At 74.9% G+C, this 24572-nt stretch carries 24 protein-coding genes; 12 read left to right on the top strand and 12 right to left on the bottom strand.

The window, feature by feature from the left end:
- Window positions 1–5 precede the first annotated feature (5 nt).
- From GGQ55_RS24815 to GGQ55_RS24805, 3 genes are read right to left on the bottom strand one after another with little or no spacing between them, the layout of a single operon-like run.
- Complete coding sequence (locus GGQ55_RS24815) at window positions 6–716, bottom strand: ABC transporter ATP-binding protein (RefSeq protein WP_179721419.1); 711 nt, start codon at window positions 714–716, stop codon at window positions 6–8.
- Complete coding sequence (locus GGQ55_RS24810) at window positions 713–1453, bottom strand: ABC transporter ATP-binding protein (protein WP_179721417.1); 741 nt, start codon at window positions 1451–1453, stop codon at window positions 713–715. Before GGQ55_RS24810 ends, GGQ55_RS24815 begins: the two co-directional genes overlap by 4 nt.
- Window positions 1450–2781 (bottom strand): ABC transporter substrate-binding protein, encoded by a 1332-nt coding sequence (locus GGQ55_RS24805; RefSeq protein ID WP_218859436.1) that lies wholly within the window; start codon window positions 2779–2781, stop codon window positions 1450–1452. The genes GGQ55_RS24810 and GGQ55_RS24805 overlap by 4 nt, the downstream gene beginning before the upstream one ends.
- A gap of 98 nt (window positions 2782–2879) precedes the next feature.
- On the opposite strand from GGQ55_RS24805, the gene GGQ55_RS24800 reads away from it, so the two are divergent.
- Window positions 2880–3704, top strand: coding sequence for an IclR family transcriptional regulator (locus GGQ55_RS24800; protein WP_218859435.1), 825 nt, complete (start codon window positions 2880–2882; stop codon window positions 3702–3704).
- A 129-nt stretch (window positions 3705–3833) separates the two neighbouring features.
- Window positions 3834–5294: a benzaldehyde dehydrogenase gene (locus GGQ55_RS24795; RefSeq protein WP_179721415.1), complete on the top strand. Its 1461-nt coding sequence runs from the start codon at window positions 3834–3836 to the stop codon at window positions 5292–5294.
- 54 nt (window positions 5295–5348) lie between these two features.
- On the opposite strand, the gene GGQ55_RS24790 is transcribed toward GGQ55_RS24795, so the two are convergent.
- Complete coding sequence (locus GGQ55_RS24790; RefSeq protein ID WP_179721413.1) at window positions 5349–6221, bottom strand: alpha/beta fold hydrolase; 873 nt, start codon at window positions 6219–6221, stop codon at window positions 5349–5351.
- An 89-nt stretch (window positions 6222–6310) separates the two neighbouring features.
- On the opposite strand from GGQ55_RS24790, the gene GGQ55_RS28670 reads away from it, so the two are divergent.
- Complete coding sequence (locus GGQ55_RS28670) at window positions 6311–6853, top strand: DUF4334 domain-containing protein (protein WP_179721411.1); 543 nt, start codon at window positions 6311–6313, stop codon at window positions 6851–6853.
- 84 nt (window positions 6854–6937) lie between these two features.
- Window positions 6938–9313, top strand: coding sequence for a patatin-like protein (locus GGQ55_RS24780; RefSeq protein WP_179721409.1), 2376 nt, complete (start codon window positions 6938–6940; stop codon window positions 9311–9313).
- On the opposite strand, the gene GGQ55_RS24775 is transcribed toward GGQ55_RS24780, so the two are convergent.
- The 3 genes from GGQ55_RS24775 to GGQ55_RS24765 are packed head-to-tail and all read right to left on the bottom strand — an operon-like array spanning window position 9300 to window position 11698.
- Window positions 9300–10199 (bottom strand): anti-sigma factor RsbA family regulatory protein, encoded by a 900-nt coding sequence (locus GGQ55_RS24775; protein WP_179721407.1) that lies wholly within the window; start codon window positions 10197–10199, stop codon window positions 9300–9302. The genes GGQ55_RS24780 and GGQ55_RS24775 overlap by 14 nt on opposite strands.
- Window positions 10196–11056: an MEDS domain-containing protein gene (locus GGQ55_RS24770; protein ID WP_179721405.1), complete on the bottom strand. Its 861-nt coding sequence runs from the start codon at window positions 11054–11056 to the stop codon at window positions 10196–10198. The genes GGQ55_RS24775 and GGQ55_RS24770 overlap by 4 nt, the downstream gene beginning before the upstream one ends.
- 60 nt (window positions 11057–11116) lie before the next feature.
- Window positions 11117–11698, bottom strand: a complete 582-nt coding sequence (locus tag GGQ55_RS24765; protein ID WP_179721403.1) for a TetR/AcrR family transcriptional regulator — start codon at window positions 11696–11698, stop codon at window positions 11117–11119.
- 133 nt (window positions 11699–11831) lie between these two features.
- Here GGQ55_RS24765 and GGQ55_RS24760 point away from each other — a divergent pair, with 133 nt between their 5' ends.
- Window positions 11832–12770, top strand: coding sequence for an SDR family NAD(P)-dependent oxidoreductase (locus tag GGQ55_RS24760; protein ID WP_179721401.1), 939 nt, complete (start codon window positions 11832–11834; stop codon window positions 12768–12770).
- On the opposite strand, the gene GGQ55_RS24755 is transcribed toward GGQ55_RS24760, so the two are convergent.
- Complete coding sequence (locus tag GGQ55_RS24755) at window positions 12771–13346, bottom strand: GNAT family N-acetyltransferase (protein ID WP_179721399.1); 576 nt, start codon at window positions 13344–13346, stop codon at window positions 12771–12773.
- On the bottom strand, window positions 13343–14128 hold the full coding sequence (locus GGQ55_RS24750; protein ID WP_366490196.1) for an IclR family transcriptional regulator: 786 nt from the start codon (window positions 14126–14128) through the stop codon (window positions 13343–13345). Before GGQ55_RS24750 ends, GGQ55_RS24755 begins: the two co-directional genes overlap by 4 nt.
- A 109-nt stretch (window positions 14129–14237) precedes the next feature.
- Between GGQ55_RS24750 and hutH the strand changes: the two genes are divergently transcribed.
- Genes hutH through GGQ55_RS24720 form a run of 6 tightly spaced genes read left to right on the top strand, consistent with a single transcriptional unit; the run spans window position 14238 to window position 21530 of the window.
- Window positions 14238–15773, top strand: a complete 1536-nt coding sequence (gene hutH, locus GGQ55_RS24745) for a histidine ammonia-lyase (RefSeq protein WP_218859434.1) — start codon at window positions 14238–14240, stop codon at window positions 15771–15773.
- 11 nt (window positions 15774–15784) lie between these two features.
- The gene (hutU, locus tag GGQ55_RS24740; protein ID WP_179721394.1) at window positions 15785–17443 is read left to right on the top strand and encodes a urocanate hydratase; all 1659 of its coding nucleotides are present in this window, start codon (window positions 15785–15787) and stop codon (window positions 17441–17443) included.
- Window positions 17440–18627 carry an allantoate amidohydrolase gene (locus GGQ55_RS24735; protein ID WP_218859433.1) on the top strand — a complete coding sequence of 396 codons (1188 nt, stop codon included), beginning with the start codon at window positions 17440–17442 and terminating at the stop codon, window positions 18625–18627. Before hutU ends, GGQ55_RS24735 begins: the two co-directional genes overlap by 4 nt.
- Complete coding sequence (locus GGQ55_RS24730; protein ID WP_179721392.1) at window positions 18624–19940, top strand: formimidoylglutamate deiminase; 1317 nt, start codon at window positions 18624–18626, stop codon at window positions 19938–19940. Before GGQ55_RS24735 ends, GGQ55_RS24730 begins: the two co-directional genes overlap by 4 nt.
- On the top strand, window positions 19937–21094 hold the full coding sequence (gene hutI, locus GGQ55_RS24725) for an imidazolonepropionase (RefSeq protein WP_366490193.1): 1158 nt from the start codon (window positions 19937–19939) through the stop codon (window positions 21092–21094). Before GGQ55_RS24730 ends, hutI begins: the two co-directional genes overlap by 4 nt.
- Window positions 21095–21119: 25 nt before the next feature.
- Window positions 21120–21530 (top strand): pyridoxamine 5'-phosphate oxidase family protein, encoded by a 411-nt coding sequence (locus tag GGQ55_RS24720; RefSeq protein ID WP_179721388.1) that lies wholly within the window; start codon window positions 21120–21122, stop codon window positions 21528–21530.
- Here the strand turns inward: GGQ55_RS24720 and GGQ55_RS24715 are convergent.
- Genes GGQ55_RS24715 through GGQ55_RS24705 form a run of 3 tightly spaced genes read right to left on the bottom strand, consistent with a single transcriptional unit; the run spans window position 21527 to window position 23801 of the window.
- Entirely contained in the window at window positions 21527–22738 is a 1212-nt protein-coding gene (locus GGQ55_RS24715) for an NAD(P)/FAD-dependent oxidoreductase (RefSeq protein ID WP_179721386.1), read from the bottom strand. The genes GGQ55_RS24720 and GGQ55_RS24715 overlap by 4 nt on opposite strands.
- Window positions 22738–23349 (bottom strand): GTP cyclohydrolase I FolE, encoded by a 612-nt coding sequence (gene folE, locus GGQ55_RS24710; protein ID WP_179721384.1) that lies wholly within the window; start codon window positions 23347–23349, stop codon window positions 22738–22740. The genes GGQ55_RS24715 and folE overlap by 1 nt, the downstream gene beginning before the upstream one ends.
- Window positions 23346–23801: a hypothetical protein gene (locus GGQ55_RS24705; protein WP_179721383.1), complete on the bottom strand. Its 456-nt coding sequence runs from the start codon at window positions 23799–23801 to the stop codon at window positions 23346–23348. The genes folE and GGQ55_RS24705 overlap by 4 nt, the downstream gene beginning before the upstream one ends.
- Window positions 23802–23892: 91 nt before the next feature.
- On the opposite strand from GGQ55_RS24705, the gene GGQ55_RS24700 reads away from it, so the two are divergent.
- Window positions 23893–24564, top strand: a complete 672-nt coding sequence (locus tag GGQ55_RS24700) for a helix-turn-helix transcriptional regulator (RefSeq protein WP_179721380.1) — start codon at window positions 23893–23895, stop codon at window positions 24562–24564.
- Window positions 24565–24572 lie beyond the last annotated feature (8 nt).

The raw sequence follows: 24572 nt of genomic DNA, 5'->3' as shown, positions 1-24572 counted from the left end.
CCCCCTCAGACACGGTCCACCCCGAAGTAGGCGGCGGTGACCTCGTCGCGGGTGATCCGGTCGCTGGGCGCCTCGAGCACGATCCGGCCCTCCAGGACGCAGATCACCCGGTCGGCGACCGTCAGCGCCCGGCCCAGATCCTGCTCCACCAGAACCAGCGTGGCGCCGTCGTCGTCGGTCAGATGGGCGAGCGAGGCGTAGACGGCGTCGACGGCGACGGGGGACAGGCCCAGGGAGACCTCGTCGACCAGCAGCAGCCGCGGGTTGGTCATCAGCGCCCGGCCGATCGAGGTGGCCTGCTGCTCGCCGCCGGACAGGCTCGCCCCGCGCCGGCCGCGCAGCGGCTCGAGCATGGGGAACGCCTCGAGCACGCGCTGCAGGGTCCACGGGCCGGGCCGCGCGCGGCGGCCGGCGACCAGCAGGTTCTCCTCCACGGTCATGTCGCCGAACAGCCGCCGCCCCTCGGGGACCAGCGCGACGCCGCGGCGGACCCGCTTGTAGGCCGGCAGGTGCGTGACGTCGGCCCCGTCGAACACGACCGACCCGCTGGTGGCGTGGTGCGCGCCGGCGAGCGTGCGCAGCAGCGTCGTCTTCCCGGCGCCGTTGGCGCCGACGAGGGCGACGGTCTCGCCCTCCCGCACCTCGAAGCTCATCTCCCGGACGGCGGTGAGCAGCCCGTGCCCGGCGGTGAGGTCCCGCACCTCGAGCAGGCTCATGCCACCGCCCGGCCCAGGTAGGCCTCGATCACGGCCGGGTCGGCCAGCACGGCCCGCGGCTCGCCGTCGGCGATGACCTTGCCCGCGGCCATGCAGATCAGCCGGTCCACCACCCGCAGCAGCACGTGCACGATGTGCTCGATCCAGACGATCGCCACCCCCCGCTCGCGCAGCGCCAGGATCGTGTCGACCAGCTCGGCCGCCTCGGCGTCGGTGAGCCCGCCGCCGATCTCGTCGAGCAGCAGCACCCGCGGCTCGGTGGCCAGCGCCCGCGCCAGCTCCAGCCGCTTGCGGGAGAGCAGCCCGAGGTCCTCGGCCCGCCGGTTGGCCACGCCGATCAGGCCGCACAGCTCCAGGACGTCGATCGCCCGCTCCTCGCCGCGGCCCCCGCGCAGACCGCCGCCGAAGGTGGCGCCGACGAGCACGTTCTCGAGCACGGTCATGCCGCCGAACGGCCGCGGCACCTGGAATGCCCGGCCGATGCCCCGCCGGCAGCGCACCTCCGGCCGGGCGCGGCTGACGTCGGCGCCGAGCAGGGTCGTGTGCCCGGCGGTGGCCGGGGTCGACCCGGACAGCACGGAGAGCAGCGTCGTCTTGCCCGCGCCGTTCGGGCCGACGATGCCCACGGCCTCGCCCTCGGCGACGGCGAAGTCGACCGAGTCGAGGACCGTGAGGTCGCCGTACCGCTTGGTCAGCCCGGTGCCCGCGAGCACCGGCGTCCCGCTGCCTTCGCTCACAGGCTTCCGTACGGCTTGAGCGAGGCCGCGATCGGGACGTTCGTGTCGGAGGAGTTCTCGACGAGGACGAAGTCGAGCGGGAAGTCGGTGCCCTTGACCCACTGGCCGCCGATGATCGGGGTGGCGACGACGTTGCCGTTCGGGCCCGAGCCCCACTTCAGGTTCCCCACCGGCGTCTCGACCTCGAGGGTGCCGATCGCCTTGGACACGGCCTCCTTGTCGGTGGGGTCGTCGGCCGCCTTGAGCGCGGCGACGCCGGCGTCCAGCAGTGCCATCGTCGCGCCGAGCTGCTGGTTCCACTGCTTGCCGGAGTCCTTCTGGTAGCCGTCGGCGAGGTCCTTCGAGCTGGTCCCGGTGAGCGAGGACTTGTAGGGGAACGTCGGCGTCCAGTACGCGCCGGACGCCAGGCCGACGCCGATGTCACCGAGCTCCTCGACCTGCGAGGGGAACAGGCCGGTCTTGGCGATCTGCGCGATCAGCGGCTTGTAGCCCTGCTGCGCCGCCTGCTGCCAGAACGTCGCGAAGTCCGGCGGGATCGGGAAGGTGTTGAAGATCTGGCAGTCCTCGGCCTTGAACTGCGCGATCTGCGACGAGTAGTCGTTGGTGCCGTCGGTGTAGGCGCCCGGGTCGACGATCGTGTACCCGGCCTGCTGCAGCAGCGGGCCGAGCGACTGGCGGATCGCGTTGCCGTCGGAGTCGTTCGGCCACATCACGCCGACCTTGTTGTTCGTCGGCACCTGCGGCCACATCGTCGTGTAGGCCGAGGCGAACTGCTCGACGCCGAAGCAGAAGTGGTAGGTGTACCGGAAGGCCTTCTTGTCCTCGGGCGTGCCGCCGCGGCCGAAGTACCAGGCCTCCCACGGGACGACGGTGGAGATGCACGGAACGCCCGCGGCCTCGCACGCGTCGGAGACCGGGTTGACCGTCTCCGGCGTCGAGGTCGTGAGCATGAGGTCGACGCCGTCGGAGTTGATCAGGTCGTTGGCGACCTGGGCCGAGCGCTGCGGGTCGGACTGGCTGTCCTTGTCGACGATGGTCACGTCGTAGGTGGTGCCGCCGATCTTCAGGCCGCCCTTGAGCGCGTCGCGGGCCTGCTTCAGGGCGTAGCCGTCGGGCTCGCCGAACCCGGCGGTGGCGCCCGTCCGCGGGCTGACGAAACCGACCTTCAGCGACGAACCGCCCGAGCCGCCGCCACTGCTGCCGTTGGCGCAGGCGGACAGGAGGGGGGAGGACAGCGCCAGCCCCGCGCCCACCGCCCCCGCCGTCCGGAACAGATCACGCCGGCTCATGCCCCGGCCGGCGAACAGCCCTTCCCGTGGTTGGTCCATGTCGACCTCGCTGCTCCGTGGGTCCGCCATTGGACCGGTGGTCGGCAAGCTAGGGATCCCGGGTGTGACCGTCAACACGTCGTTCTACGATCCGGAACGTGGAGGCCAACGATTCGAACACCGTGCGGACGGCGGAGCGCTCCGGGTTCTCGCAGTCGCTGGAGCGGGGGCTCTCGGTGCTCGACGCGTTCGCCGGGATGCACTCGACGCTGGGCATCGCCGAGATCGCCCGCGAGGTGGGTCTCAACAAGAGCACCACGCACCGGTACGTCAACACCCTCGCCGTCCTCGGGTACCTGCACCAGGACCCGGAGAGCCGCAAGTACCGGCTCGGCGCGCGGGCCGTCGAGATCGGCTTCGCCGCCCTGAACTCGATCGAGATCACCAGGGTCGCGGCGGGCCCGTTGCAGCGGCTGGCCGACGAGACCGGGTTCACCGTGAGCATGGCCGTCCTCGACGGCCCGGAGATCGTCTACATCGAGCGCCGGCGGACCGGGCAGGACCGGCAGCTCGACCTCAACCTGCAGGTCGGTTCGCGGTTGCCGGCGTACTGCACGGCGCTGGGCAAGGTGCTGCTCGCCGCCGAGCCGCCGGCCCAGCTGCGGGCGCTGCTCGACCGGATCGACCTGGCCCGGCGCGCGCCGAACACGATCACCGCCCGCGAGCACCTGCTGGCCGCGCTCGACCGCATCCGGCGCGGCGCTGTCGCGGTCAACGACGAGGAGCTCACCCCGGGCCTGCGGGCGATCGCCGTCGGGGTGCGCGACCGGTCCCGCCGGGTGGTCGCGGCGATCAACATCGCCGTCCACACGACCGGCTGGAACGCCTCGCCCGACGCGCTCATGCGCCGGCTGGAGCCGGCCCTGCGGCGGACCGCCGCCGACATCTCCGGCCAGCTGGGTTTCCGCGACCCGACCGGTTGAGCGTTCCACTCTCTCGATCCGGCGTCCCGCCGGGCGGAACGCTCTGTTGTCGCGCTTCCGAACCGGCGGCTAACGTCCGCTACCGGCCGCGCCGGCGCGGCTCCGGGGAACGGCAGGGAGGCCACCGACATGGGACTGCTCGACGACGGCGCCTGGCAGGGCAGGCTCTGGACCGGTGCCTGGACCGACGGGTCCGGCGGCACCTATGACGCGGTGGAGCCGGCGACCGGCGACGTGATCGCGCCGGTCGGCCGGGCGACGCCGGAGGACGTGCACGCCGCGGCGGAGCGCGCGGTCGCGGCGCAGAAGGCGTGGGCGGCCGCCCCGTTCGAGGAGCGGGCCCGCGTGCTGCGCAGGGCCGGCGAGGTCCTCGAGGCCCACGCCGACGAGATCAAGGGCTGGCTGGCGCGGGAGTCCGGGGCGATCCAGCCCTTCGGTGACTTCCAGGTGCACACCTCGGCGGCGGAGTGCTACGAGGCGGCGGCGCTGCCCTCGCACCCCTATGGCGAGCTGCTGCGCAGCGGCTCCCCGCGCCTGTCGTTCGCCCGGCGGCTGCCGGCCGGCGTCGTCGGCGTGATCGCGCCGTTCAACGTGCCGACCATCCTGGCCATCCGGGCGGTCGCCCCGGCGCTGGCGCTGGGCAACGCGGTGGTCCTCAAGCCCGACCCGCGCACCGCGATCTCCGGCGGGGCGATGTTCGCCCGCGTCTTCGAGGAGGCGGGGCTGCCGGCCGGCGTGCTGCAGGTGCTGCCCGGCGGTGCCGACGTCGGCGAGGCCATGGTCGTCGAGCCGGCGATCCGGGTGATCGCGTTCACCGGGTCGACCCGGGCCGGGCGCGCGGTCGGCGCGCTGGCCGGCCAGCACCTCAAGCGGGCGCACCTGGAGCTGGGCGGCAACTCGGCGCTGATCGTGCTGCCCGACGTCGACGTGGCCGCGGCCGCGTCGGTCGGGGCGTGGGGCACCTTCGCCCACCAGGGCCAGATCTGCATGGCGACCTCGCGGCACCTGGTGCACCGCGACATCGCCGAGGAGTACACGCAGATCCTCACCGAGAAGGTGGAGAAGCTGCCGGTCGGCGACCCGTTCCGCGAGCAGGTCGCGATGGGCCCGCTGATCGACGTCGGCCAGCGCGACCGCGTGCACGGGCTGGTCACCGCCTCGGCCGAGCGCGGCGCGAGCGTGCGCACCGGCGGCACCTACGAGGGCCTGTTCTACCGGCCGACCGTGCTCGGCGACGTCCCGGTCGACACCCCGGCCTACCAGGAGGAGATCTTCGGCCCGGTCGCGCCGGTGACCCCGTTCTCCTCCCTGGAGGAGGTCGTGGAGCTCGCGCGCGGGACCGAGTACGGCCTGTCGCTGGGCATCCTCACCCGCGACGTCTACCAGGGTCTGGAGATCGCCGAGCAGATCCCGTCGGGCCTGGTGCACATCAACGACCAGACGGTCAACGACGAGGCGGTCGCCCCGTTCGGCGGCGTCGGGGCGTCGGGCACCGGCTCCCGGCACGGTGGCCCGCAGGCCAACATCGAGGCGTTCACCGAGACCCAGTGGGTCACCCTGCGCGGCGACCTCCCGGCCTACCCGTTCTGACCCGTCGCGGTTTCGCGCGCCTGACCACCCGCGGTCAGGCGTGCGAAACCGCGGTCACATCCCGGCCGCGGCGGGCCAGAGGGCGAGCAGCGTCCGCAGCCCGGTGACCAGGGCGAGCGGCTGGTCGAGCATGGGGTGGTGGCCGGCGTCGGGCAGGTCGACGACCGGCAGGTGCTCCCGCGCGAGCCCGGCCATCTCGGCTGCCATCTCGGGGCTGACCAGCCCGTGCTCGCAGCGGAACAGCGCCACCGGGCAGGTCAGCTGCGGCAGCAGTTCACGCAGCAGGAGCCGGCGGCCGAAGAAGGTCGGGTCGAACTTCCAGGTCCAGCCGCCCTCGACCTGGTGCAGCGACTCGCGGGCGACGTGCTCGCGGATGTAGGGCAGGACGACGTCCTGCGGCGGCAGCGTGCGGAACCGGCCGACCGCCGCCTCGAGGGTCGGGTAGACCCGGCGCGGACGGCGCCGCTCGGCCAGCCGGGACTCCTCCGGCGGCTGGTCGTTGAGCGGGGAGTCGATGTAGGCGACCGCGGAGACGGCGTCGCCGTGCTCCACACCGACGGTCACCGCGACCCAGCCGCCCATGCTGTGCCCGACCACGACCGGCCGGTCCAGCGCCTCGGCCTCGGTCACCGTCACGATCTCGCGCGCCCACTGGCGCATGTCGTAGATCTCCCGGCGGCCGCTGTCACCGTGCCCGGACAGGTCGAGCGCCACCACCCGGTGCGAGGACAGCTGCGGTGCGATGTGGTCCCACCAGCCGGAGTGCGCGGCCCCGCCGTGCACGAGCACCAGGCCCGGCGCGCCGACCCGGCCCCACACGCGGTAGTGCACGCGGGTGCCGTCGACCTCGACGTCGCGGTGCTCCGGCGCCGCGGCGAGGGCCCGGGTGAACCACGCGGGGACGTCGGTGTCGGTCGGCTCGCTCACGACGGTGATCCTCTCCGACGGCGGACGGCGCTCCGGCAGCAGGCCCCACTCGTCCCTCCGCTCGGCGAACAGGTCCTAGCCTCGCGGCCGTGGATCCGTCGGTCTGGCTCGCCGCGCACCGCACGGGTGGGCTCGCCGCCGACGCGCTCGCCTGCTTCGACCGGTGCGGCACGGTCGGGCCGGGTGAGCTGACCGGTCGCTGGCGAGGGAGCGGGCTGCCGACCGGCCACCCGTTCGACGGGCTGCTCGAGGACTACGGCTGGTACGGCAAGGAGGTCGTCGACCCCGAGACGGTGCACCCGCTGCTGTTCCGCGACCGGCGCGGGCGGCCGCGGCCGGTCGACCCCACTCACGCGCCGCTCGCGCTCCTGCGCCGGGCGCCGGGACTGGCCCGGACCACGGCCGCCCGGACCGGCTTCGCCGTCGTCCGGCCGCTGCGCACCACCCGCCGTCCGGCGGCCCGGGTGCGCGCCGTCGAGTTCCGCGGAGTGCTGTCGGCGGCCCTGGTCTACGACCGGCTGCCGATCATCGACGTGCTGCGGCGGGCCGACGAGGCGACCCTGCTCGGGCTCATGGACCTGCGCGGCGTGCCGGCACCGTTCTTCTTCGTGCTGCGGCGCGACAACCCCTGAGGACCGGGCTCCGGTGGTTCCCGGAGTCCTTGTCGGCCCCACGGCGCCGGAGCACACTCGGCCGCTGTCCGTGGGAGGTGCCCCATGACCCGTGCCCTGCCCGACGAGCGCATCGAGCTGCGCCTCGCCCTGGTCTGCTACGGCGGCGTCTCGCTCGCCGTCTACATGCACGGCGTGACCAAGGAGCTGCACAAGCTGGTGCAGGCCTCGCGGAAGTTCGACGCCATGGACCCGGACGACGCCAACCCCTTCGACGCCGAGGACAGCGCCTTCGCGTACTTCGAGGCGCTGCGCGAGATCGCCCGGAACGGCCGCCGGTTGTCGGTGTCCATCGACGTCATCTCCGGAACCTCCGCAGGCGGCATCAACGGGGTCGTCCTGGGCAAGGTCCTGGCGCGCGGCGGCTCCCAGGAGAAGCTGAAGCGGCTGTGGATCGACGCCGGCGACCTGAAGACGCTCCTGCGCGCACCGGCCATCGGCGGTGTCCGGGTCCGGGCCGCGCTGGCCGGCGTGCGGCTGCTGGGCCGCCAGCTGATCGGCAGCAGGGAGGACAAGTCCCTCTCGCCGCTCAAGGGCGAGCGCATGTCCCGGCTGCTGGTCGACGCGATCGGGGAGATCGACGCCTCCGCCGACGGCTCGCTGATCCCGCAGCCGGGATCGCTGGACCTGTTCGTCACCGCCACCGACCTGCACGGCTTCGAGATGCTGGTGCCCACCGGGGTCGGTGGCGCCAGCCAGCACGACCGGCAGCACGCGCAGGTGCTGCGGTTCACGGCCGACGGCACCGACACCGCGCAGTTCGGCCCGAAGGCCACCGGCGCGCTGGCCTTCGCCGCCCGGGCGACCTCGGCCTTCCCGGGCGCGTTCGCGCCGGTCAACGCCGTCTCGTTCGGCACCGAGTCCGGCGAGAAGCCGGACATCGACCTGCTGAAGCAGAGGTTCGTCTACCCGTACGAGGAGAACGGCGCGACGGCGGTCGACGCCTGGTTCGTCGACGGTGGGGTGCTCGACAACGCGCCGTTCGACCTCGTCGTGCGGGCCGTCGCCGACAAACGGGCCGAGAGCCAGGTGGTCCGACGGATCGTCTACATCCAGCCCGACCCGGGACTCCCACCGACGCAGGGGCAGCAGCAGGGCGGCGGTGCGCAGGCGCCCACGTGGCTGGGTGGCCTCACGCAGGCGGTGTGGGAGGTGAAGGGCAACCACGACGTCCTGCGCGACCTCATCGCGCTGCGCGACCTCAACCTGCACATCGCCGAGGTGGGCTCCATCACCGCGACCCAGATGGCCGCCGTCGAGGGCCTCCTCCGGGCCGCCCTCGCCGGGACCGGCCTCCCGGCCGGGCAGGTGACGCAGGAGGCGTTCCGGCCGGTCTCCGACGCGGTGCACCGGAAGGCGGCCGAGCGGCTCGGCGCGGACTATCCCACCTACGTCCGGCTCAAGCTGGAGGCCACCGTCCGTCGGCTGGCCGACGAGGTCGCGCGGCGGTTCACCTACCCGTCCGGCGCCCGGCGCGAGTCGTTCCTGCGGGCGGCGGCCGGCGCCTGGGTCAGGAGCCTCCCCGAGTGGGCCGACCAGGACCCGGACGGCATGATCGCCCTGCTCAAGCAGACCGATCTGCCCTATCGCGAGCGTCGGCTGTTCTTCCTGCTGGCCGGCATCAACTCGCTCTACCCGCGGGTCGGGGCGGACGCCGGGGCGCCGAAGCGCACCCAGCTCGACGCGCTCAAGCGCAAGGTGTGGGACCTGTTGCAGAAGCAGCGAGACGTCGCCCAGCGGGTCGTCCACGTCCCCGAGGCGGACTTCCTCGACCCCATCGCCCTCGACGAGAACCGGATCGCCGACCCGGCCGCGTTCGCCGCGGACCACGCCAAGCACTTCCACGGGCTCTTCGACGTCTACGGCCGGGCACTGGAGCACGACCTCGGGGACGGCAGCAGCGTGCTCTGGGTCGAGTTCGAGGAGCAGGCCCGCGGCTGGGACGAGGACCACCGGCGCGCGCTGCTCGACCGGTACCTGGCCTTCCCGTTCTGGGACGGGCTGATCTTCCCGACCGTCGCCCTGGCCGCCCTGCCGCAGTTCACCCCCATCGGCGTCGCCCAGTTCAGTCCCCTGACCGCCAGGGCGCTGACCCCCGACGGCGCGAAGCTCAAGGGGCTCGCGCTGTTCCACTTCGCCGGGTTCGTCAAGCCGGAATGGCGGCAGAACGACTACCTCTGGGGCCGCCTGGACGGCGTCGAGCTGAACCTGCGCACCCTCTACGACGCCGGCTCCGAGCACCCCGCGCCGGCCCGCACGACGCAACCGGCGTCGGTCGAGGAGGCGGTGCGAACGGCCGGCGGGCCGGTGCTCCAGCAGGGTCTGCGGGCGGTGCTCGCCGCCGAGACCGACCTGACCGGCGTCGCCCGGCTCAGGGGGCTGCTCGGCGATCAGGTCGAGGAGCTGCTCACAGCCAGGTGAGCACGCGCACCGTCGTCCCGGTGGGGGAGGAGCGCAGCTGGACCAGGTCGCAGAGCTGGTTGACCAGGTAGAGGCCGTGGCCGCCGTCGTCCTCGGCCGCCGGGCGCAGCCGGCCGGTGAGCGGCTCGTCGATCGTCCCGGGATCGGTGAACTCCAGGACGGCGGCGCCGTCCTCGGTCCACATCGCGACCGAACCGGACCCTCCGCCGTGGCGGACGCTGTTGGCCGCCAGCTCGGCGCTCGCCAGCTCCAGCGCCTCCACCCCGTCGGCCGGCAGGTGCAGCGACGCGGCCCAGTGCCGGACGGTCCGCCGGACGGCGGGGACGTCGACGGCGGAGAACTCGCCGCGCAGCACCGCACCCGACGGCGGCGGCAGCGGCGCGGCGAACGCCGCCCGGTGCTCGGCGTCCGTGCCCGGGCCGGCATGGGTCCGGCGTGCCCCGGCGATCACCTCCGGCGGCAGGTGCTGCTCGTCGTACGGGCAGACCAGCCGCCAGGCCGGGCCGTCGCCGAACGCGCGGCCGAGCAGCCGCTCGTGCAGCGTGCACTCGACCAGCTCGGCCGGCCGGCGGCCGACGTACGCCGGCTCGCCGACCCCGCGCAGCGGCCGTCCGGCGGCCAGGCTCGCGCGCAGCGTCGTCGTCCAGACGTCGATGATCCGGGCCGGGTTGGCACCGATCTCGGCCATGTCCAGCCAGGTGACCGTGGTCGCGTCGCCGCCGAGGGCATCCCGCAGCTGGTCCAGGCGGGGCCGGGGGAGGGCCACCGCGACCACCTCGCCGCCGGCCACCCCGGCCCGCACGAAGCCGCCGACGCGGCAGGTGAACTCCGCGTCGTCGCGGTAGAAGAGCGCGTCGTGCTCGAAGCCGGGGAGAGCCACGGTCACGTAGGCGGCTCCCGGAACGACACCTCGGCGCAGGCGTCGAAGTCGCAGATCCGCCACATCCTGCGGAACACCCGGGACGTACCGGCCAGCTCCAGCACCGAGCCGCGCTCCTGCAGCAGGCGTGCCCAGCGGGCGATCGCCCGGGCGCCGCCGACGTCGACGAACTCGACCTGCGAGAGGTCGAGCGTCACGGTCGGCCGGGCGACGTGCGTGCCGGTGAGCACCCGCTCGAGCCGGTCGGCGCCGAAGGTGTCCAGAGCGCCGGCGAGCGTGATCGCCTCGCCCTCGAACCAGGCGCGGAACGGCGGCCCGCCGGCGGCGTCGTGCACCAGGGGGTGCACCGACGCGACGTCGGTGAGCGCCTGGCGGCCCAGCTCGCTGCGGTAGGCGCAGAGGGCCCGCATGCCCGAGCCGGAGGCCATGAAGTCGTCGGCCAGGTGCTCCCAGCGGACCAGGGCCGGCCGGCGTTCGCGGTCGGCGGCCAGGCCGCTGATCTCGGCGACGACGCACAGCCCCGTGTAGCCCGCGGCGCGCGCGTCGGCGGTGGCGGTCTCGTAGAAGGCGAGCTGCACGGCGGGCGTGAAGGAGCCCGACCCCTCGTACCCCGCCCGCAGGTCGAGCACCTGCAGCGTGCCGCGGGCGATCAGCGCCTCGACGTCGGCCAGCGGGCCGTCGTCGGTGGCCAGGTCGGCGGGATGCGGCTCGCCGACGTAGAGCAGCCGCTCGCCGCGGGCCAGGCCTTCCTCGAGGTAGCGGCGGGCGACGTCGACGAAGTCCTCGTCGTCGTCGTAGACCCAGCACACGTGGTCGGCCTGGACCGCCCCCGCAGGGTCGGTCAGCAGTCCGGCGGCACGCACCTGATCACCGTAGGAGCCGGGGCGGCCGAAAGACAGCCCCGAGCGGGGGACCCGCGCCGATCAGGGGGACTGCCGGGTGCCGAACCGCAGGCCGTCGACGAGGAGGTCGAGCAGGCGGCCCGCCTGGGCCCGCTGCGCCGGATCGCCGGCGGCCAGGGAGACGCCGGACAGGCCGGCCAGGAGGTCGGTCGCGTCGGCGTCCGGGCGGAGCGTGCCTGCCTCCGCTCCGGCGCGGAGCAGCACGTCGAGGGCCTCCACCATGCGATCGCGGCTGTGCGCGAAGGGGTTGCCCCCCGAGGCCACGACCGCGTGCAGCGCCCCCTTCATGCCGCGCTTGGTGGTCATGTAGTCGACGAAGCGGTCCATCCAGAGCCGCAGCGCGCGGGCGGGGTCCGTCGTGGCCAGCAGGTCCGCGGCGGCGTCGCACAGGCGGGCCAGCTCGTTGCGGTAGGCCGCCTCGACGAGTGCCTCGCGGGTGGGGAAGTGGCGGTAGAGCGTCCCGATGCCGACCCCTGCCTCGCGGGCGATCGCCTCCAGCGTCGGGTCGTCCCCGGCGGCGAACGCGCGGGCGGCGACCTCCAGCAGGCGGTCGCGGTTGCGCTGCGCGTCGGCGCGCAGCGTCCGCTCTCCGGTCGGCGGCACGGTCGATCCCTCCTCGGGGTTGCGAAGCGGAGGTTCCTCCGGATAGTGTTCCACACGTACCGGAGGCGCCTCCGGTCCGCAATTCTACGGACCTGCGGGTCCGATCCGTCCACCCGAAGAGGGGACAAGCCACATGACCACCATCACCCGTCTCACCACCCCCTTCGACGCACGTTCCACCGCCGCCGACGTCCTCGCCGGCGTCGACCTCCGCGGCCGCCGCGCCATCGTCACCGGCGCCGCCTCCGGCATCGGCCTGGAGACCGCCCGTGCCCTCGCCGGGGCCGGCGCCGAGGTCACCCTCGCCGTCCGCGACCAGGCCGCCGGCCAGCGCGCCGCACGCGAGATCCTCGAGAGCACCGGCAACCCGTGGCTGCGGGTGCTGCCGCTCGACCTCACCGAGCCCCGCTCGATCAGGACCTTCCTCGACATCTGGAGCGGCCCGCTGCACGCGCTGGTGCTCAACGCCGGCGTCATGGCCGCCCCGCTGCGGCGCACCCGCCAGGGTTACGAGCTGCAGTTCGCCACCAACCACCTCGGCCACTTCGCGCTGGCCACCGGCCTGCACCCCACGCTGGCCGGCAGCGAGGGGGCGCGGGTCGTCTCCGTGAGCTCGACCGCGCACCTGCGGTCCGACGTCGTCCTCGACGACCTGCACTTCCGCGCCCGGCCCTACGACCCGTGGCTGGCCTACGGGCAGTCGAAGACGGCGAACGTGCTCTTCGCCGTCGAGGCGCAGCGGCGCTGGGCCGACCACGGGATCACCGTCAACGCCCTGAACCCGGGCGGGATCCGCACCAACCTCCAGCGCCACCTCTCCACCGACGAGCTGGCCCGGATGCAGGTCCGGGCGGCGGAGGGGCCGGGGTGGAAGACCCCGCAGCAGGGTGCGGCGACCTCGGCGCTGCTGGCCGCCTCGCCGCTGGTCGACGGCGTCGGCGGGCGCTACTTCGAGGACTGCAACGAGGCCGAGCCGCACCGCGAGGGCACCTACAGCGGCGTCGCGGACTACGCGCTCGACCCCGAGTCCGCCGCCCGCCTCTGGGACGTCTCCCGGGGGCTCGTCGGCTGATCAGCCCAGCCGCAGCCGGACGACGGGCCGCGCCGGCTGCGGGCGGGCCACCTCGGTGAACCCGGCACGCAGGAACACCGACAGCGGTCCGTGGTACAGCTCGGCCGCGCTGGTCCGGCCCCGGACGGCGAGGTCGACCGGATAGCCCTCGACCTCGCTCGCCCCACCGCGGCGGGCGAGGTCGACGGCGCCGGCCAGCAGGGCCGACGCGAGCCCGCTGCGCCGGGCGGGGCGGCGGACGACGAAGCAGGTCACCGACCACACCGCCGGGTCCTCCAGGTCCTCCGCTCCGCGCAGCAGCTGCCCGTTGGTCAGCCGGGTGTAGCCGGGCCGGGCGGCCACGGCGGCCCAGCCGCTCGGCACGCCGTCGAGGTAGCCGAGCACGCCGGGCGGTGGGCCGCCGCGCACCTGGTCGCACAGGGCCGACCGGTTGCCCGCGGCGTGCTCGGTGTCGGCCTGCCCTCCGCGGAAGAACCACTGGCACCAGCACCTCCCCGGATCGCCCGGCCCCTCGAAGACGGCGACGACGTCGTCCCAGCGCTCGGCCGTCGCGTCCCGGACCTCCACGTGGGTCACGGCGCCAGGCCACCGATCCGCCGGGTCAGCTCGCCGGCGGCCGCGGTCACCCGGCGGGCCAGCTGCCGGCGGGCGGCCTCGTCGACGTCCCCGGCCGGGAACGTGACGGCCGCGCCCGCGACCGGGTGGCCGGTGTGGTCGTGCACGGCGGCGGCGACCGAGGCCAGGCCGGGGGTGACCTCGCCGTCCTCGGTGGCGTAGCCGGCGGCCCGGGCGGTGGCGAGCAGCCGGCCGAGCTGGGTCGGCGTGCGCGGTCCGGCGCCGTGCCGGTCGACGAACGCCGACGCGTCGGGGAACAGCGCGCGCACCTGCGCGGCCGAGAGCCCGGCCAGCACCGCCCGCCCGCTCGCGGTCAGCTGCGCGGGCAGCCGGACGCCGACGTCGGTGACCAGCCGCGGCCGGCCCGGCGCCCGCTCCTCGACGACGTAGAGCACCTCCCGCCCGTGCAGCACCGCCAGGTGCGCCGACTGTCCGACCGCCTCGACCAGCCGCCCGAGCACCGGGCGGGCCAGGCGGGCGAGCGGCTCCTGGCGCAGGTACGCCGTCCCGATCTCGAACGCACCCACCCCGAGGCCGTAGCGGCGCTCCTCGGGCAGGTGGACGACGAAGCCCGCGCCCTCCAGCTCGCCCAGCAGGGCGTAGGTCGTGGAGCGCGGGAGCCCGAGGTCGCGGGCCAGCGCGGCCGCCGGCACCGGCCCGGGCGCACGGGCCAGCGCCTGCAGCAGGTCCAGCGCCTGCCGCGCGGCCGGCACGCCGGGTCGCGCCCGGCGGAGGCTCTCCACGACGGGGGACGATAGGCGCTGTCCGGGATGCCGGACAGTCCCGGATCCCGGACAGTGCTCGACCGGAGGACCTCCCCAGCGAGGTGGGGGCGGGTGTGCCATGAGGCGCATGAGCACCACGGTGGTCGTCGGCGCCGGTCCGCTGTCGCCCGAGGACGTCGTCCGGGTCGCCCGTGAGGGGGCGGGGGTCCGCCTGGGCGGCGACGCGCTGGCCGCGCTCGCCGAGAGCCGCAAGGTCGTCGACGCCCTGGCCGACGACCCGGTGCCGCACTACGGCATCTCGACCGGCTTCGGCGCGCTGGCCACCACGCACATCCCGGCCGACCGCCGGGCCCAGCTGCAGCGCAGCCTGATCCGCTCGCACGCCGCCGGCGCCGGCCCGGAGGTCGAGCGCGAGGTCGTGCGCGCGCTCATGCTGCTGCGCCTGTCCACCCTGGCGACCGGCCGCACCGGCGCCCGCCCCGAGACCGCGCTCGCCTACGCCGCGCTGCTCGACGCCGGGATCACCCCCGTGGTGCACGAGTACGGCTCGCTCGGCTGTTCCGGGGACCTGGCGCCGCTGGCCCACGTCGCGCTGGCGCTGATGGGGGAGGGCGACGTCCGCGACGCCTCCGGCCGGCTGCTGCCCGCCGCCGAGGCGCTGGCCGCCGCCGGGCTCGCGCCGGTGCAGCTGGCCGAGAAGGAGGGGCTGGCACTGGTCAACGGCACCGACGGCATGCTCGGCATGCTGCTGCTGGCGCTCGCGGACCTCCGCCGGCTGCTCGCCGTCGCCGACGTCGCGGCCGCGATGAGCGTCGAGGCGCTGCTGGGCACCGACGCCGTCTTCGCCGCCGACCTGCAGCGGCTGCGCCCGCACCCCGGTCAGGCGGCCTCGGCGGCCAACCTGCGTGCGCTGCTGGCCGGCAGCGGGATCATGGCCAGCCATCGCGGGCCGGAGTGCACCCGCGTGCAGGACGCCTACTCGCTGCGCTGCGCACCCCAGGTGCACGGCGCCGCCCGCGACACCGTCGACCACGCTGCGTCGGTCGCCGAGCGGGAGCTGGCCGCGGCGATCGACAACCCGGTGGTCACCGTCGACGGGCGGGTGGAGTCCAACGGCAACTTCCACGGCGCGCCCGTCGGCTACGTGCTCGACTTCCTGGCGATCGCCGTCGCCGACGTGGCCGGCATGAGCGAGCGGCGCACCGACCGGTTCCTCGACAAGGCCCGCAGCAACGGGCTGCCGCCGTTCCTCGCCGCCGAGCCCGGTGTCGACTCCGGCCTGATGATCGCCCAGTACACGGCGGCCGGGATCGTCAGCGAGCTCAAGCGGCTCGCCGTCCCGGCCAGCGTCGACTCCATCCCCTCCTCGGCCATGCAGGAGGACCACGTCTCGATGGGCTGGGCCGCCGCCCGCAAGCTGCGCCGCGCCGTCGACGGCCTGGCCCGCGTGCTCGCCGTCGAGGTGCTGACCGCCGCCCGCGCGATCGACCTGCGCGCCCCGCTGGCGCCCTCGCCAGCCACCGGTGCGGTGCGGGACGCCGTCCGCGCGGCCGGCGTCGCCGGCCCGGGACCCGACGCCCACCTCGCTCCCGACCTCGAGACCGTCACCACCCTCGTCCGGGACGGCGGCCTGCTCGCCGCCGTCCCGGTGGACCTGCAGTGAAGGAGAACCCCATGGACGGCGCCCGACCGGTGCGCGCCCCGCGCGGCACCACGCTCACCGCGAAGAGCTGGCAGACCGAGGCCCCGCTGCGGATGCTGCAGAACAACCTCGACCCGGACGTCGCCGAGCGCCCCGACGACCTGGTCGTCTACGGCGGCACCGGGCGGGCGGCGCGGGACTGGCGCAGCTTCGACGCCATGGTCCGCACGCTGACCGACCTCGAGGCCGACGAGACGATGCTCGTGCAGTCCGGCCGGCCGGTCGGCGTGCTGCGCACCCACGAGTGGGCGCCGCGGGTGCTCATCGCCAACTCCAACCTGGTGCCCGACTGGGCCACCTGGCCGGAGTTCCGCCGGCTGGAGCACCTCGGCCTGACCATGTACGGGCAGATGACCGCCGGCTCGTGGATCTACATCGGGACGCAGGGGATCCTGCAGGGCACCTACGAGACGTTCGCCGCGGTCGCCGCGAAGCGGTTCGGCGGCACGCTCGCCGGGACGCTCACGCTCACCGGCGGCTGCGGCGGGATGGGCGGGGCGCAGCCGCTGGCCGTCACGCTGAACGGTGGCGTGTGCCTGGTGGTCGACGTCGACCGCGCCCGGCTGGTGCGGCGCGTCACCACCCGCTACCTCGACGAGGTGGCCGACGACCTGGACGACGCCGTCGCGCGCTGCCTGTCCGCCAAGAAGGACCGCCGCGCGCTGTCGGTCGGGCTGGTCGGCAACTGCGCCGCCGTCCTCCCGGAACTGCTGCGCCGCGGGGTGGAGGTCGACGTCGTCACCGACCAGACCTCCGCGCACGACCCGCTGTCCTACCTGCCCGAGGGCGTCGACCTCGGCGACTGGTCGGACTACGCGGAGAAGAAGCCCGAGGAGTTCACCGACCGGGCCCGGGCCTCGATGGCCAGGCACGTCGAGGCGATGGTCGGCTTCCTCGACGCCGGCGCCGAGGTGTTCGACTACGGCAACTCGATCCGCGACGAGGCGCGGCAGGGCGGGTTCGAGCGCGCGTTCGCCTTCCCCGGCTTCGTGCCCGCCTACATCCGCCCGCTGTTCTGCGAGGGCAAGGGCCCGTTCCGGTGGGCGGCGCTGTCCGGCGACCCGGCCGACATCGCGGCGACCGACCGCGCCGTCCTCGACCTGTTCCCCGACGACGACCACCTGCAGCGCTGGATCCGGGCGGCAGGGGAGAAGGTCGCGTTCCAGGGGCTGCCGGCCCGCATCTGCTGGCTCGGCTACGGCGAGCGCGACGCCGCCGGGCTGCGGTTCAACGAGATGGTGGCCTCCGGCGAGCTCAGCGCGCCGATCGTCATCGGCCGCGACCACCTCGACGCCGGCTCGGTCGCCTCTCCGTACCGCGAGACCGAGGGCATGGCCGACGGCTCGGACGCGATCGCCGACTGGCCGCTGCTCAACGCCCTGGTCAACACCGCCTCCGGCGCGACGTGGGTGTCGATCCACCACGGCGGCGGCGTGGGCATCGGCCGGTCGGTCCACGCCGGGCAGGTCAGCGTCGCCGACGGCACGCCGCTGGCCGCGCAGAAGCTCGAGCGCGTGCTGCGCAACGATCCGGGCATGGGCGTGATCCGGCACGTGGACGCGGGCTACGACCTCGCGACGCAGGTGGCAGAGGAACGGGGTGTGCGGGTGCCGATGAGCGAGGGCGCATGAGCTCCTTCCCCGGCATGTGGGACGACCTCGGGGACGTCGGCCGGGCGCCGTCCGGCGGCTACCGGAGGTTCGCCTGGACCCGGGAGGACGGCGCGCTGCGCGAGTGGTTCCGCGGCGAGGCCGCGCGCCGCTCGATGACGGTGATCTCCGACCGGGTCGGCAACCTCTGGGCCTGGGACGGCGACCCGGACGCCGACGGCCCCGGCCTGGTGCTCGGCAGCCACCTCGACTCGGTGCCCGACGGCGGCGCCTTCGACGGGCCGCTCGGCATCGTGTCCGCGTTCGCGGCGGTCGACCTGCTGCGCTCGGACGGTCATCGCCCGGAGCGGCCGCTCGGGATCGCCTGCTTCGCCGACGAGGAGGGCGCGCGCTTCGGCGTCGCCTGCGCCGGCTCCAAGCTGCTCACCGGCGACCTCGACGCCGACCGGGCACGCGCCCTGACCGACGCCGACGGCACGACCATGGCCGAGGCGATGGCCGCGGCCGGCGTCGACCCGGGCTCCGTCGGCCGGGACGACGAGGCCCTGGCCCGGATCGGCACGTACGTCGAGCTGCACGTCGAGCAGGGCCGCTGGCTGGTGGACGGCGACGCGGCGGTCGGCGTGGCGACCGGGATCAGGCCGCACGGGCGGTGGCGGCTGGACCTGCGCGGGCGGGCCGACCACGCCGGCACGACCCGGCTCGAGGACCGCCGCGACCCGATGCTGGACCTGGCCGCGCTCGTGCAGACCGCGCGCGAGGCCGCGCGGCGGCACGACGTCGTCGCCACCGTCGGCAAGCTGGTGGTCCGGCCGAACGCGGTCAACGCCATCCCGTCGGAGGTCACCGCCTGGCTGGACGCCCGCGGGCTGCCCGTGTCGGCGGTGCGCGAGCTGGTCGCCGAGGTGGGTGCGGCGGCCGGGGTCGACCCGGTCGAGGAGTCGTGGGTGCCGCCGACGACGTTCGAGGCCGGGCTGCGCGACCGGGTGGCGGCGGCCGCCGGCGGCGACGCCGGGCCGGCGCCGCTGCTGGACACCGGCGCCGGGCACGACGCCGGCATCCTCGCCGCGGCCGGGGTGCCCGCCGCGATGCTGTTCGTGCGCAACCCGACCGGGATCTCGCACTCTCCGGCCGAGCACGCCGAGGCCGACGACTGCCTCGCCGGGGTCCACGCCCTGGCCCGGGTGGTCCGGGAGCTCGCGTGAGCTCGTTCTGGTGCGAGCGTGCCTGGCTGCCGTCAGGTGTCGCGGACGGCGTCCGCGTCACCGAATCAGGCGGCGTGATCACGGCTGTCGAGCGCCGCGAGCCCGGGGCCGACGACGTCCGGCTGCGCGGCCTGGTCCTGCCCGGCTTCGCCGACGCGCACTCGCACGCCTTCCACCGCGCGCTGCGCGGCCGCACCGCCGCCGGCTCCGGCACCTTCTGGACCTGGCGGGAGGCGATGTACCGGGTCGCCGCGCGGCTGGACCCGGACTCCTACCTCGCGCTGGCCCGGGCCGCGTTCGCCGAGCTCGCCCTGGCCGGGATCACCTGCGTCGGCGAGTTCTCCTACCTGCACCACGACCCGGCCGGCCGCCCCTACGCCGACCCGAACGCGATGTCCGAGGCGCTGGTCCAGGCGGCGGCCGAGGCGGGGATCCGGTTGACCCTGCTCGACACCGTCTACCTGGCCGGCGGGCTCTCGGGCGAGGGGCACCTGCCGTTGGACGACGTCCAGCGCCGGTTCTCCGACGGCTCCGTGGCCGCCTGGGCGGCCCGGGTCGCCGCGCTGCCGGCCCGCCCCGGGCTGCTGATCGGCGCCGCCGTCCACTCGGTGCGGGCGGTGCCGGCGGGCGCTCTGGCCGACGTGGTCGAGGCCGCGGCCGGCGGGCCGCTGCACGTGCACCTGTCCGAGCAACCGGCCGAGAACGAGGCCGCCCGGGCGTTCTACGGGTGCACGCCGACCGGGCTGCTGGCCGAGCACGGCGTGCTCGGGCCGGGCACCACCGCGGTGCACGCCACCCACCTGACCGACGGCGACCTGGCGTTGCTCGGCGGCTCGGGCACCGCGGTCTGCGCTTGCCCGAGCACCGAGGCGGAGCTCGCCGACGGGATCGGGCCGTTCGGGCGGCTCCGCGACGCCGGTTCGCCGCTCTGCGTGGGCTCGGACTCGCACGCACAGGCCGACCTGCTGGCCGAGGCCCGGTCGCTCGAGTCGTACTCGCGGCTGGCCACCGGCGCCCGCGGCACCTTCGGGCCCGGCGAGCTGGTCGACGCGCTCACCGGCGCGGGCCACCGGGCGCTCGGCTGGACCGACGCCGGGCGGCTCGCGGTCGGCTGCCGCGCGGACCTCGTCGCCGTCGCGACCGACTCGCCGCGGACCGCCGGGGTCGCGCCCGACCAGCTGGTGCTCGCCGCGACCGCGGCCGACGTGACCACCGTCGTCGCCGACGGGCGGGTCGTGGTCGACGAGGGCCGGCACGTGCTGGGCGACGTCGGCACGCTGCTGCGCAAGGCGGTGGAGCCGCTGTGGCGGTGAGCACGCTCGTGACCGGGATCGGGGAGCTGGTCACCAACGACCCCGCTCTGGGCTCCGGACCGCTCGGGCTGGTCCACGACGCGGCGCTCGTCGTCGAGGACGGCCTCGTCGCCTGGGTCGGGTCCGCTGCCGCCGCACCGGACGCCGACCGCCGGACCGACGTCGACGGCCGGGCGGTGCTGCCCGGCTTCGTCGACAGCCACGCGCACCTGGTGTTCGCCGGCGACCGGGCGGCGGAGTTCGAGGCGCGGATGACCGGCACGCCCTACGACGGCGGGGGCATCGCGACCACGGTGGCCGCGACCCGCGCGGCCACCGACGACGAGCTGCGCGCGCACCTGGCCCGGCTGGTCGCCGAGATGCGGGCGCAGGGCACCACGACCGTCGAGGTCAAGAGCGGCTACGGGCTCACCGTCGACGACGAGGCGCGGGCGCTGCGCCTGGCCCGGGAGGTCACGCCGGAGACGACGTTCCTCGGCGCGCACGTCGTCCCGACCGAGTACGCCGGCCGCGCCGACGCCTACGTCGAGCTGGTCACCGGGCCGATGCTGGCCGCCGGCGCGCCGTCCGCCCGCTGGATCGACGTCTTCTGCGAACCGGCGTCCCCGCACGCCTTCGACGGCGACGCCGCGCGGGTGGTGCTCGAGGCCGGCCGGGCCGCGGGGCTGGGGTTGCGGGTGCACGCCAACCAGCTCTCGGCCGGGCCCGGGGTGCGGCTGGCCGTGGAGCTGGGCGCGGCCAGCGCGGACCACTGCACGCACCTCGCGGACGCCGACGTCGAGGCCCTGGCCGGGAGCGGCACGGTGGCGACCCTGCTGCCGGGTGTGGAGTTCTCGACCCGCTCGCCCTACCCGGACGCGCGGCGGCTGCTCGACGCCGGCGCGACCGTGGCACTGGCGAGCGACTGCAACCCCGGCAGCTGCTTCACGTCCTCCCTGCCGTTCTGCATCGCGCTGGCGGTGCGCGAGATGGGCATGACCCCGGCCGAGGCCGTGTGGGCGGCGACCGCCGGGGGCGCGGCGGCGCTGCGGCGGACCGACGTGGGCCGGCTCGCCCTCGGCAGCCGGGCCGACCTCGCCGTGCTCGACGCGCCGTCCTACCGGCACCTGGCCTACCGTCCGGGTGTACCGCTGGCCGGGGTGCTGGACGTGTAGTCCCCGGGTCGGGCACGCTTTCGGGGTGCCTGGTGCCTTCCGAGTCGAGGAGCTGGATCAGGCGACCTGCGAGCGGCTGATCCGGACCGTCGCGTTCGGCCGGATCGCCTCCACCCACCACGGGCTGCCGAAGATCGTCCCCGTGCACTGCACCGTGCGCGGGGGCGAGATCGTTCTCGGCAGCATCCAGGCGCACAAGTCCGTCCGGGTCCTCGAAGGCGACGTGGTCGCCTTCGAGGCCGACAGCTACGACCCCGCCGCGTGCGAGGGCTGGAGCGTGGGCGTGGTCGCACCCTGCCGGGTGGTCACCGACGAGGTCGAGATCAAGGAACTGGACGCCCTGGGGTTCACGCCCTGGACCTTCGAGGACGGCGGGCGCTACATCGGCCTGCCGCTCGAGCTGATCTCCGGGCGGGCCCTGAGCAGGCGGCGCTAGACCTCCGTCAGCGGCACCTCCGGATCGGTCAGCCGGTCGACGTCCACGGGCCTGCCGGAGCGCACGAGGTCACCGACCTGGTCGACGACGTCCCAGACGTTGACGTTCATCCCGGCGACGACGTGGTCGCCGGACAGCCAGAACGCGATGAACTCCCGGCCCTTCTGGTCCCCGCGGACGACGACCCGCTGGTACTGGCCGGGCACTGCATACCCGATGTACTCCATGCCGAGGTCGTACTGGTCGCTGAAGAAGTACGGCAGCCGCTCGTAGACCGTCCGCTTGCCGAGCATCGAGCGGGCGGCCACCTGGGGCTGGTGCAGCGCGTTCGCCCAGTGCTCGACGCGCAGGTGCTTGTTGTAGAAGGGGTGGAAGGCGCTGGCCACGTCGCCGGCGGCGAAGACGGCCGGGTCGGAGCTGCGCAGCGACGCGTCGACGACGACGCCGTCGTCCACGGCGAGCCCGGATTCCTGGGCGAGCGCGACGTCCGGTGCCACGCCGACCCCGGCGAGGACGACGTCGCCCTCGACCGTCGTGCCGTCCTCGAGCACCAGCGCGCCGGCCCGGGCCGAGGCGATGCGGGCGCCGAGGCGCAGGTCGACGCCGTGCTCGCGGTGCAGGTCGGCGAACACCTGGGCCATCTCCGGGCCGAGCGCGCGCAGCAGCGGCAGCTCGGCGTACTCCAGGACGACGACGTCCGCGCCGGCGTTTCGCGCCGCGGCGGCCGCTTCGAGGCCGATCCAGCCCGCCCCGACGACGACCACCCGCGCGCCGGGGGTGAACGCCGCCTTGAGCGCCTGGCTGTCCTCGATCGTGCGCAGGTATCGCGGGGCGAGCTCGTCGGCGCCCGGGATGTCCAGCGGCCGGGGCTGGGCCCCGGTGGTGAGCAGCAGCCGGTCGTAGGGGAGCGCGTCGCCGTCGGCCAGCCGGACCAGGTGCGCGTCGCGGTCGATCGCCGTCGCCCGGGTGCTCAGCCGGAGCGTGACGTCGTTGTCCGCGTACCACTCCCGCGGCTGGGGAAAGACGACGTCGAGCTCGTCGTTGCCGAGGAGGTAGCCCTTGGACAGCGGCGGGCGCTCGTAGGGCACGTGCGGTTCGGCGCCGATGAGCGTGATCGGGCCGTCGTGGCCCTCCTCGCGCAGCGCGGTCACCGCCCGCGCACCGGCCAGTGCGGCCCCGACGACGACCATGTTCTCCGCGCTGTCCATCACGGCCTCCCGGTGAGCGACAGGAACTCTGCCCGTGACCGCGGATCCTCCCGCAGGACGCCCTGCAGCGCCGAGGTGATCGTCGTGGTGCCGGGGGCCTGCACCCCGCGCAGCGTCATGCACAGGTGCTCGGCCTCGACGACGACCCCGACCCCGCGTGGGGACAGCTGCGCCTGCAGCCAGTTGGCCACCTGGACGGTGAGCCGCTCCTGCACCTGGGGACGGCGGGCGAACAGCTCCACGACCCGGGCGAGCTTGGACAGGCCGACGATGCGTTCACCGGGCAGGTAGCCGACGTGCGCGACCCCGGTGAACGGCAGCATGTGGTGCTCGCACACCGACTGCACCGGGATGCCGCGGGCCAGCACCAGCTCGTCGTAGCCCTCCTCGTTGGGGAAGGTCGTCAGGTCGAACGCGCGAGGCGTGAGCAGCTCGGTGTACGCGTCGACCATGCGCCGCGGCGTCTCCTCGAGCCCCGGGTCGTCCACCGGGACGCCGAGAGCCCGGAGGAACGCCTCGGCGGCGTCCCTGGCGCGGTCGGCATCGGGGGCGGAACCGTCGTGCACGACGTGCAGACGGGAGGAGGGCCCGAAGGCGGCCGCCGCGGTCATGCGCGCGCCCGGGCATCGGCGTCGGCGGTGGTGCCGGCCGGGTGGAACGCCCAGGCGAGGCGGCTCAGGCCCAGCGCGGCGAGCAGGAGGCCGAGGTCGCGCAGCGCGACGTCGCCGTAGCCGCCGAGCAGCAGCAGGTCGACGATGATGCCGGCCAGCCAGGCGGCGACGAGCGGACCGCCGAAGCGGGGGAGCACCGCGACGACCAGGCCGGCGACGATCTCGACGACGCCGACGGCGAGCATCGCCTGGTGGGCGGTGCCGGGCACGATCGAGTCGATCTGCGGGGCCAGGTACCTAGACCAGTCGGTGAGCACGTTCGCGAACTTGTCCAGGCCGAACACGATCGGCAGGACGGTGAAGCCGATCCGCAGCAGCAGGAAGACCTGGTGGGCGGCGGTGGGGACGCGCAGGGACGGGTCGGTGGCGGTGGCTCTGCCGAGAAGCGTCATGGTGACCTCCGGTCTAACGGACTGTAGCCTGGACGTTAGAACGTGAAGTGTCTTACAGCAAGACTGTTGTCTCTTAGAAAGTGGAGGCGCCGTGGCGGAGGACCTCGCCGGGCAGATCGCGGCGGTCGGCGCGCTCGCCGACCCCGCGCGTCGGGCCCTGTACCGCTTCGTCACGGGCGCGTCCGAGCCGGTCAGCCGGGACCAGGCGGCCGCCGGCGTCGGCCTGGCCCGGCACACCGTGAAGTTCCACCTCGACCGGATGGTGGACGACGGGCTGCTGGAGACCGAGTACCGGCGGCTCTCCGGCCGGCGCGGCCCGGGCGCCGGTCGCCCGTCGAAGCTGTACCGCCGTTCGACGCGGCAGATCGACGTGTCGCTGCCCGAGCGGCACTACGACCTGGCCGGGCAGATCCTGGCCGGCGCCGTCGAGTCCGCGTCGGTATCGGGCGGTCCGGTGCTCGAGGCGGTCGACGAGGCGGCGTCCGCGGAGGGGCGCCGGCTGGCGTCCCCGGACTCCGGGCTGACCGACGTCCTCACCGACCTGGGCTTCGAACCCCGCGAGACCGGCGACGGCGTCGTCCTGGGCAACTGCCCGTTCCACGCGCTGGCCACGTCGCACACCGCGCTGGTCTGCGGCATGAACCTGGGCATGCTCACCGCGCTGCTCGACGAGCGCGGCGAGCCGGTGGAGGCATCCCTCGACCCCGCGCCCGGCCGCTGCTGCGTCGTCCTGCACCCGTCGAGCCAGCCAACTCGCGGCTGAACCCGCCG

The organism is Petropleomorpha daqingensis (genome assembly GCF_013408985.1).
In the GTDB taxonomy this organism is placed as follows: Bacteria; Actinomycetota; Actinomycetes; order Mycobacteriales; family Geodermatophilaceae; genus Petropleomorpha; species Petropleomorpha daqingensis.
This window is presented reverse-complemented; position numbering and strand designations above follow the sequence as displayed.

Coding starts and splice junctions, on each gene's coding strand:
- GGQ55_RS24815 (WP_179721419.1), bottom strand. CDS start 716: ATGAGCCTGCTCGAGGTGCGGGACCTCACCGCCGGGCACGGGCTGCTC.
- GGQ55_RS24805 (WP_218859436.1), bottom strand. CDS start 2,781: ATGGACCAACCACGGGAAGGGCTGTTCGCCGGCCGGGGCATGAGCCGG.
- GGQ55_RS24795 (WP_179721415.1), top strand. CDS start 3,834: ATGGGACTGCTCGACGACGGCGCCTGGCAGGGCAGGCTCTGGACCGGT.
- GGQ55_RS24780 (WP_179721409.1), top strand. CDS start 6,938: ATGACCCGTGCCCTGCCCGACGAGCGCATCGAGCTGCGCCTCGCCCTG.
- GGQ55_RS24760 (WP_179721401.1), top strand. CDS start 11,832: ATGACCACCATCACCCGTCTCACCACCCCCTTCGACGCACGTTCCACC.
- hutH (WP_218859434.1), top strand. CDS start 14,238: ATGAGCACCACGGTGGTCGTCGGCGCCGGTCCGCTGTCGCCCGAGGAC.
- hutU (WP_179721394.1), top strand. CDS start 15,785: ATGGACGGCGCCCGACCGGTGCGCGCCCCGCGCGGCACCACGCTCACC.
- GGQ55_RS24735 (WP_218859433.1), top strand. CDS start 17,440: ATGAGCTCCTTCCCCGGCATGTGGGACGACCTCGGGGACGTCGGCCGG.
- GGQ55_RS24715 (WP_179721386.1), bottom strand. CDS start 22,738: ATGGACAGCGCGGAGAACATGGTCGTCGTCGGGGCCGCACTGGCCGGT.
- folE (WP_179721384.1), bottom strand. CDS start 23,349: ATGACCGCGGCGGCCGCCTTCGGGCCCTCCTCCCGTCTGCACGTCGTG.
- GGQ55_RS24705 (WP_179721383.1), bottom strand. CDS start 23,801: ATGACGCTTCTCGGCAGAGCCACCGCCACCGACCCGTCCCTGCGCGTC.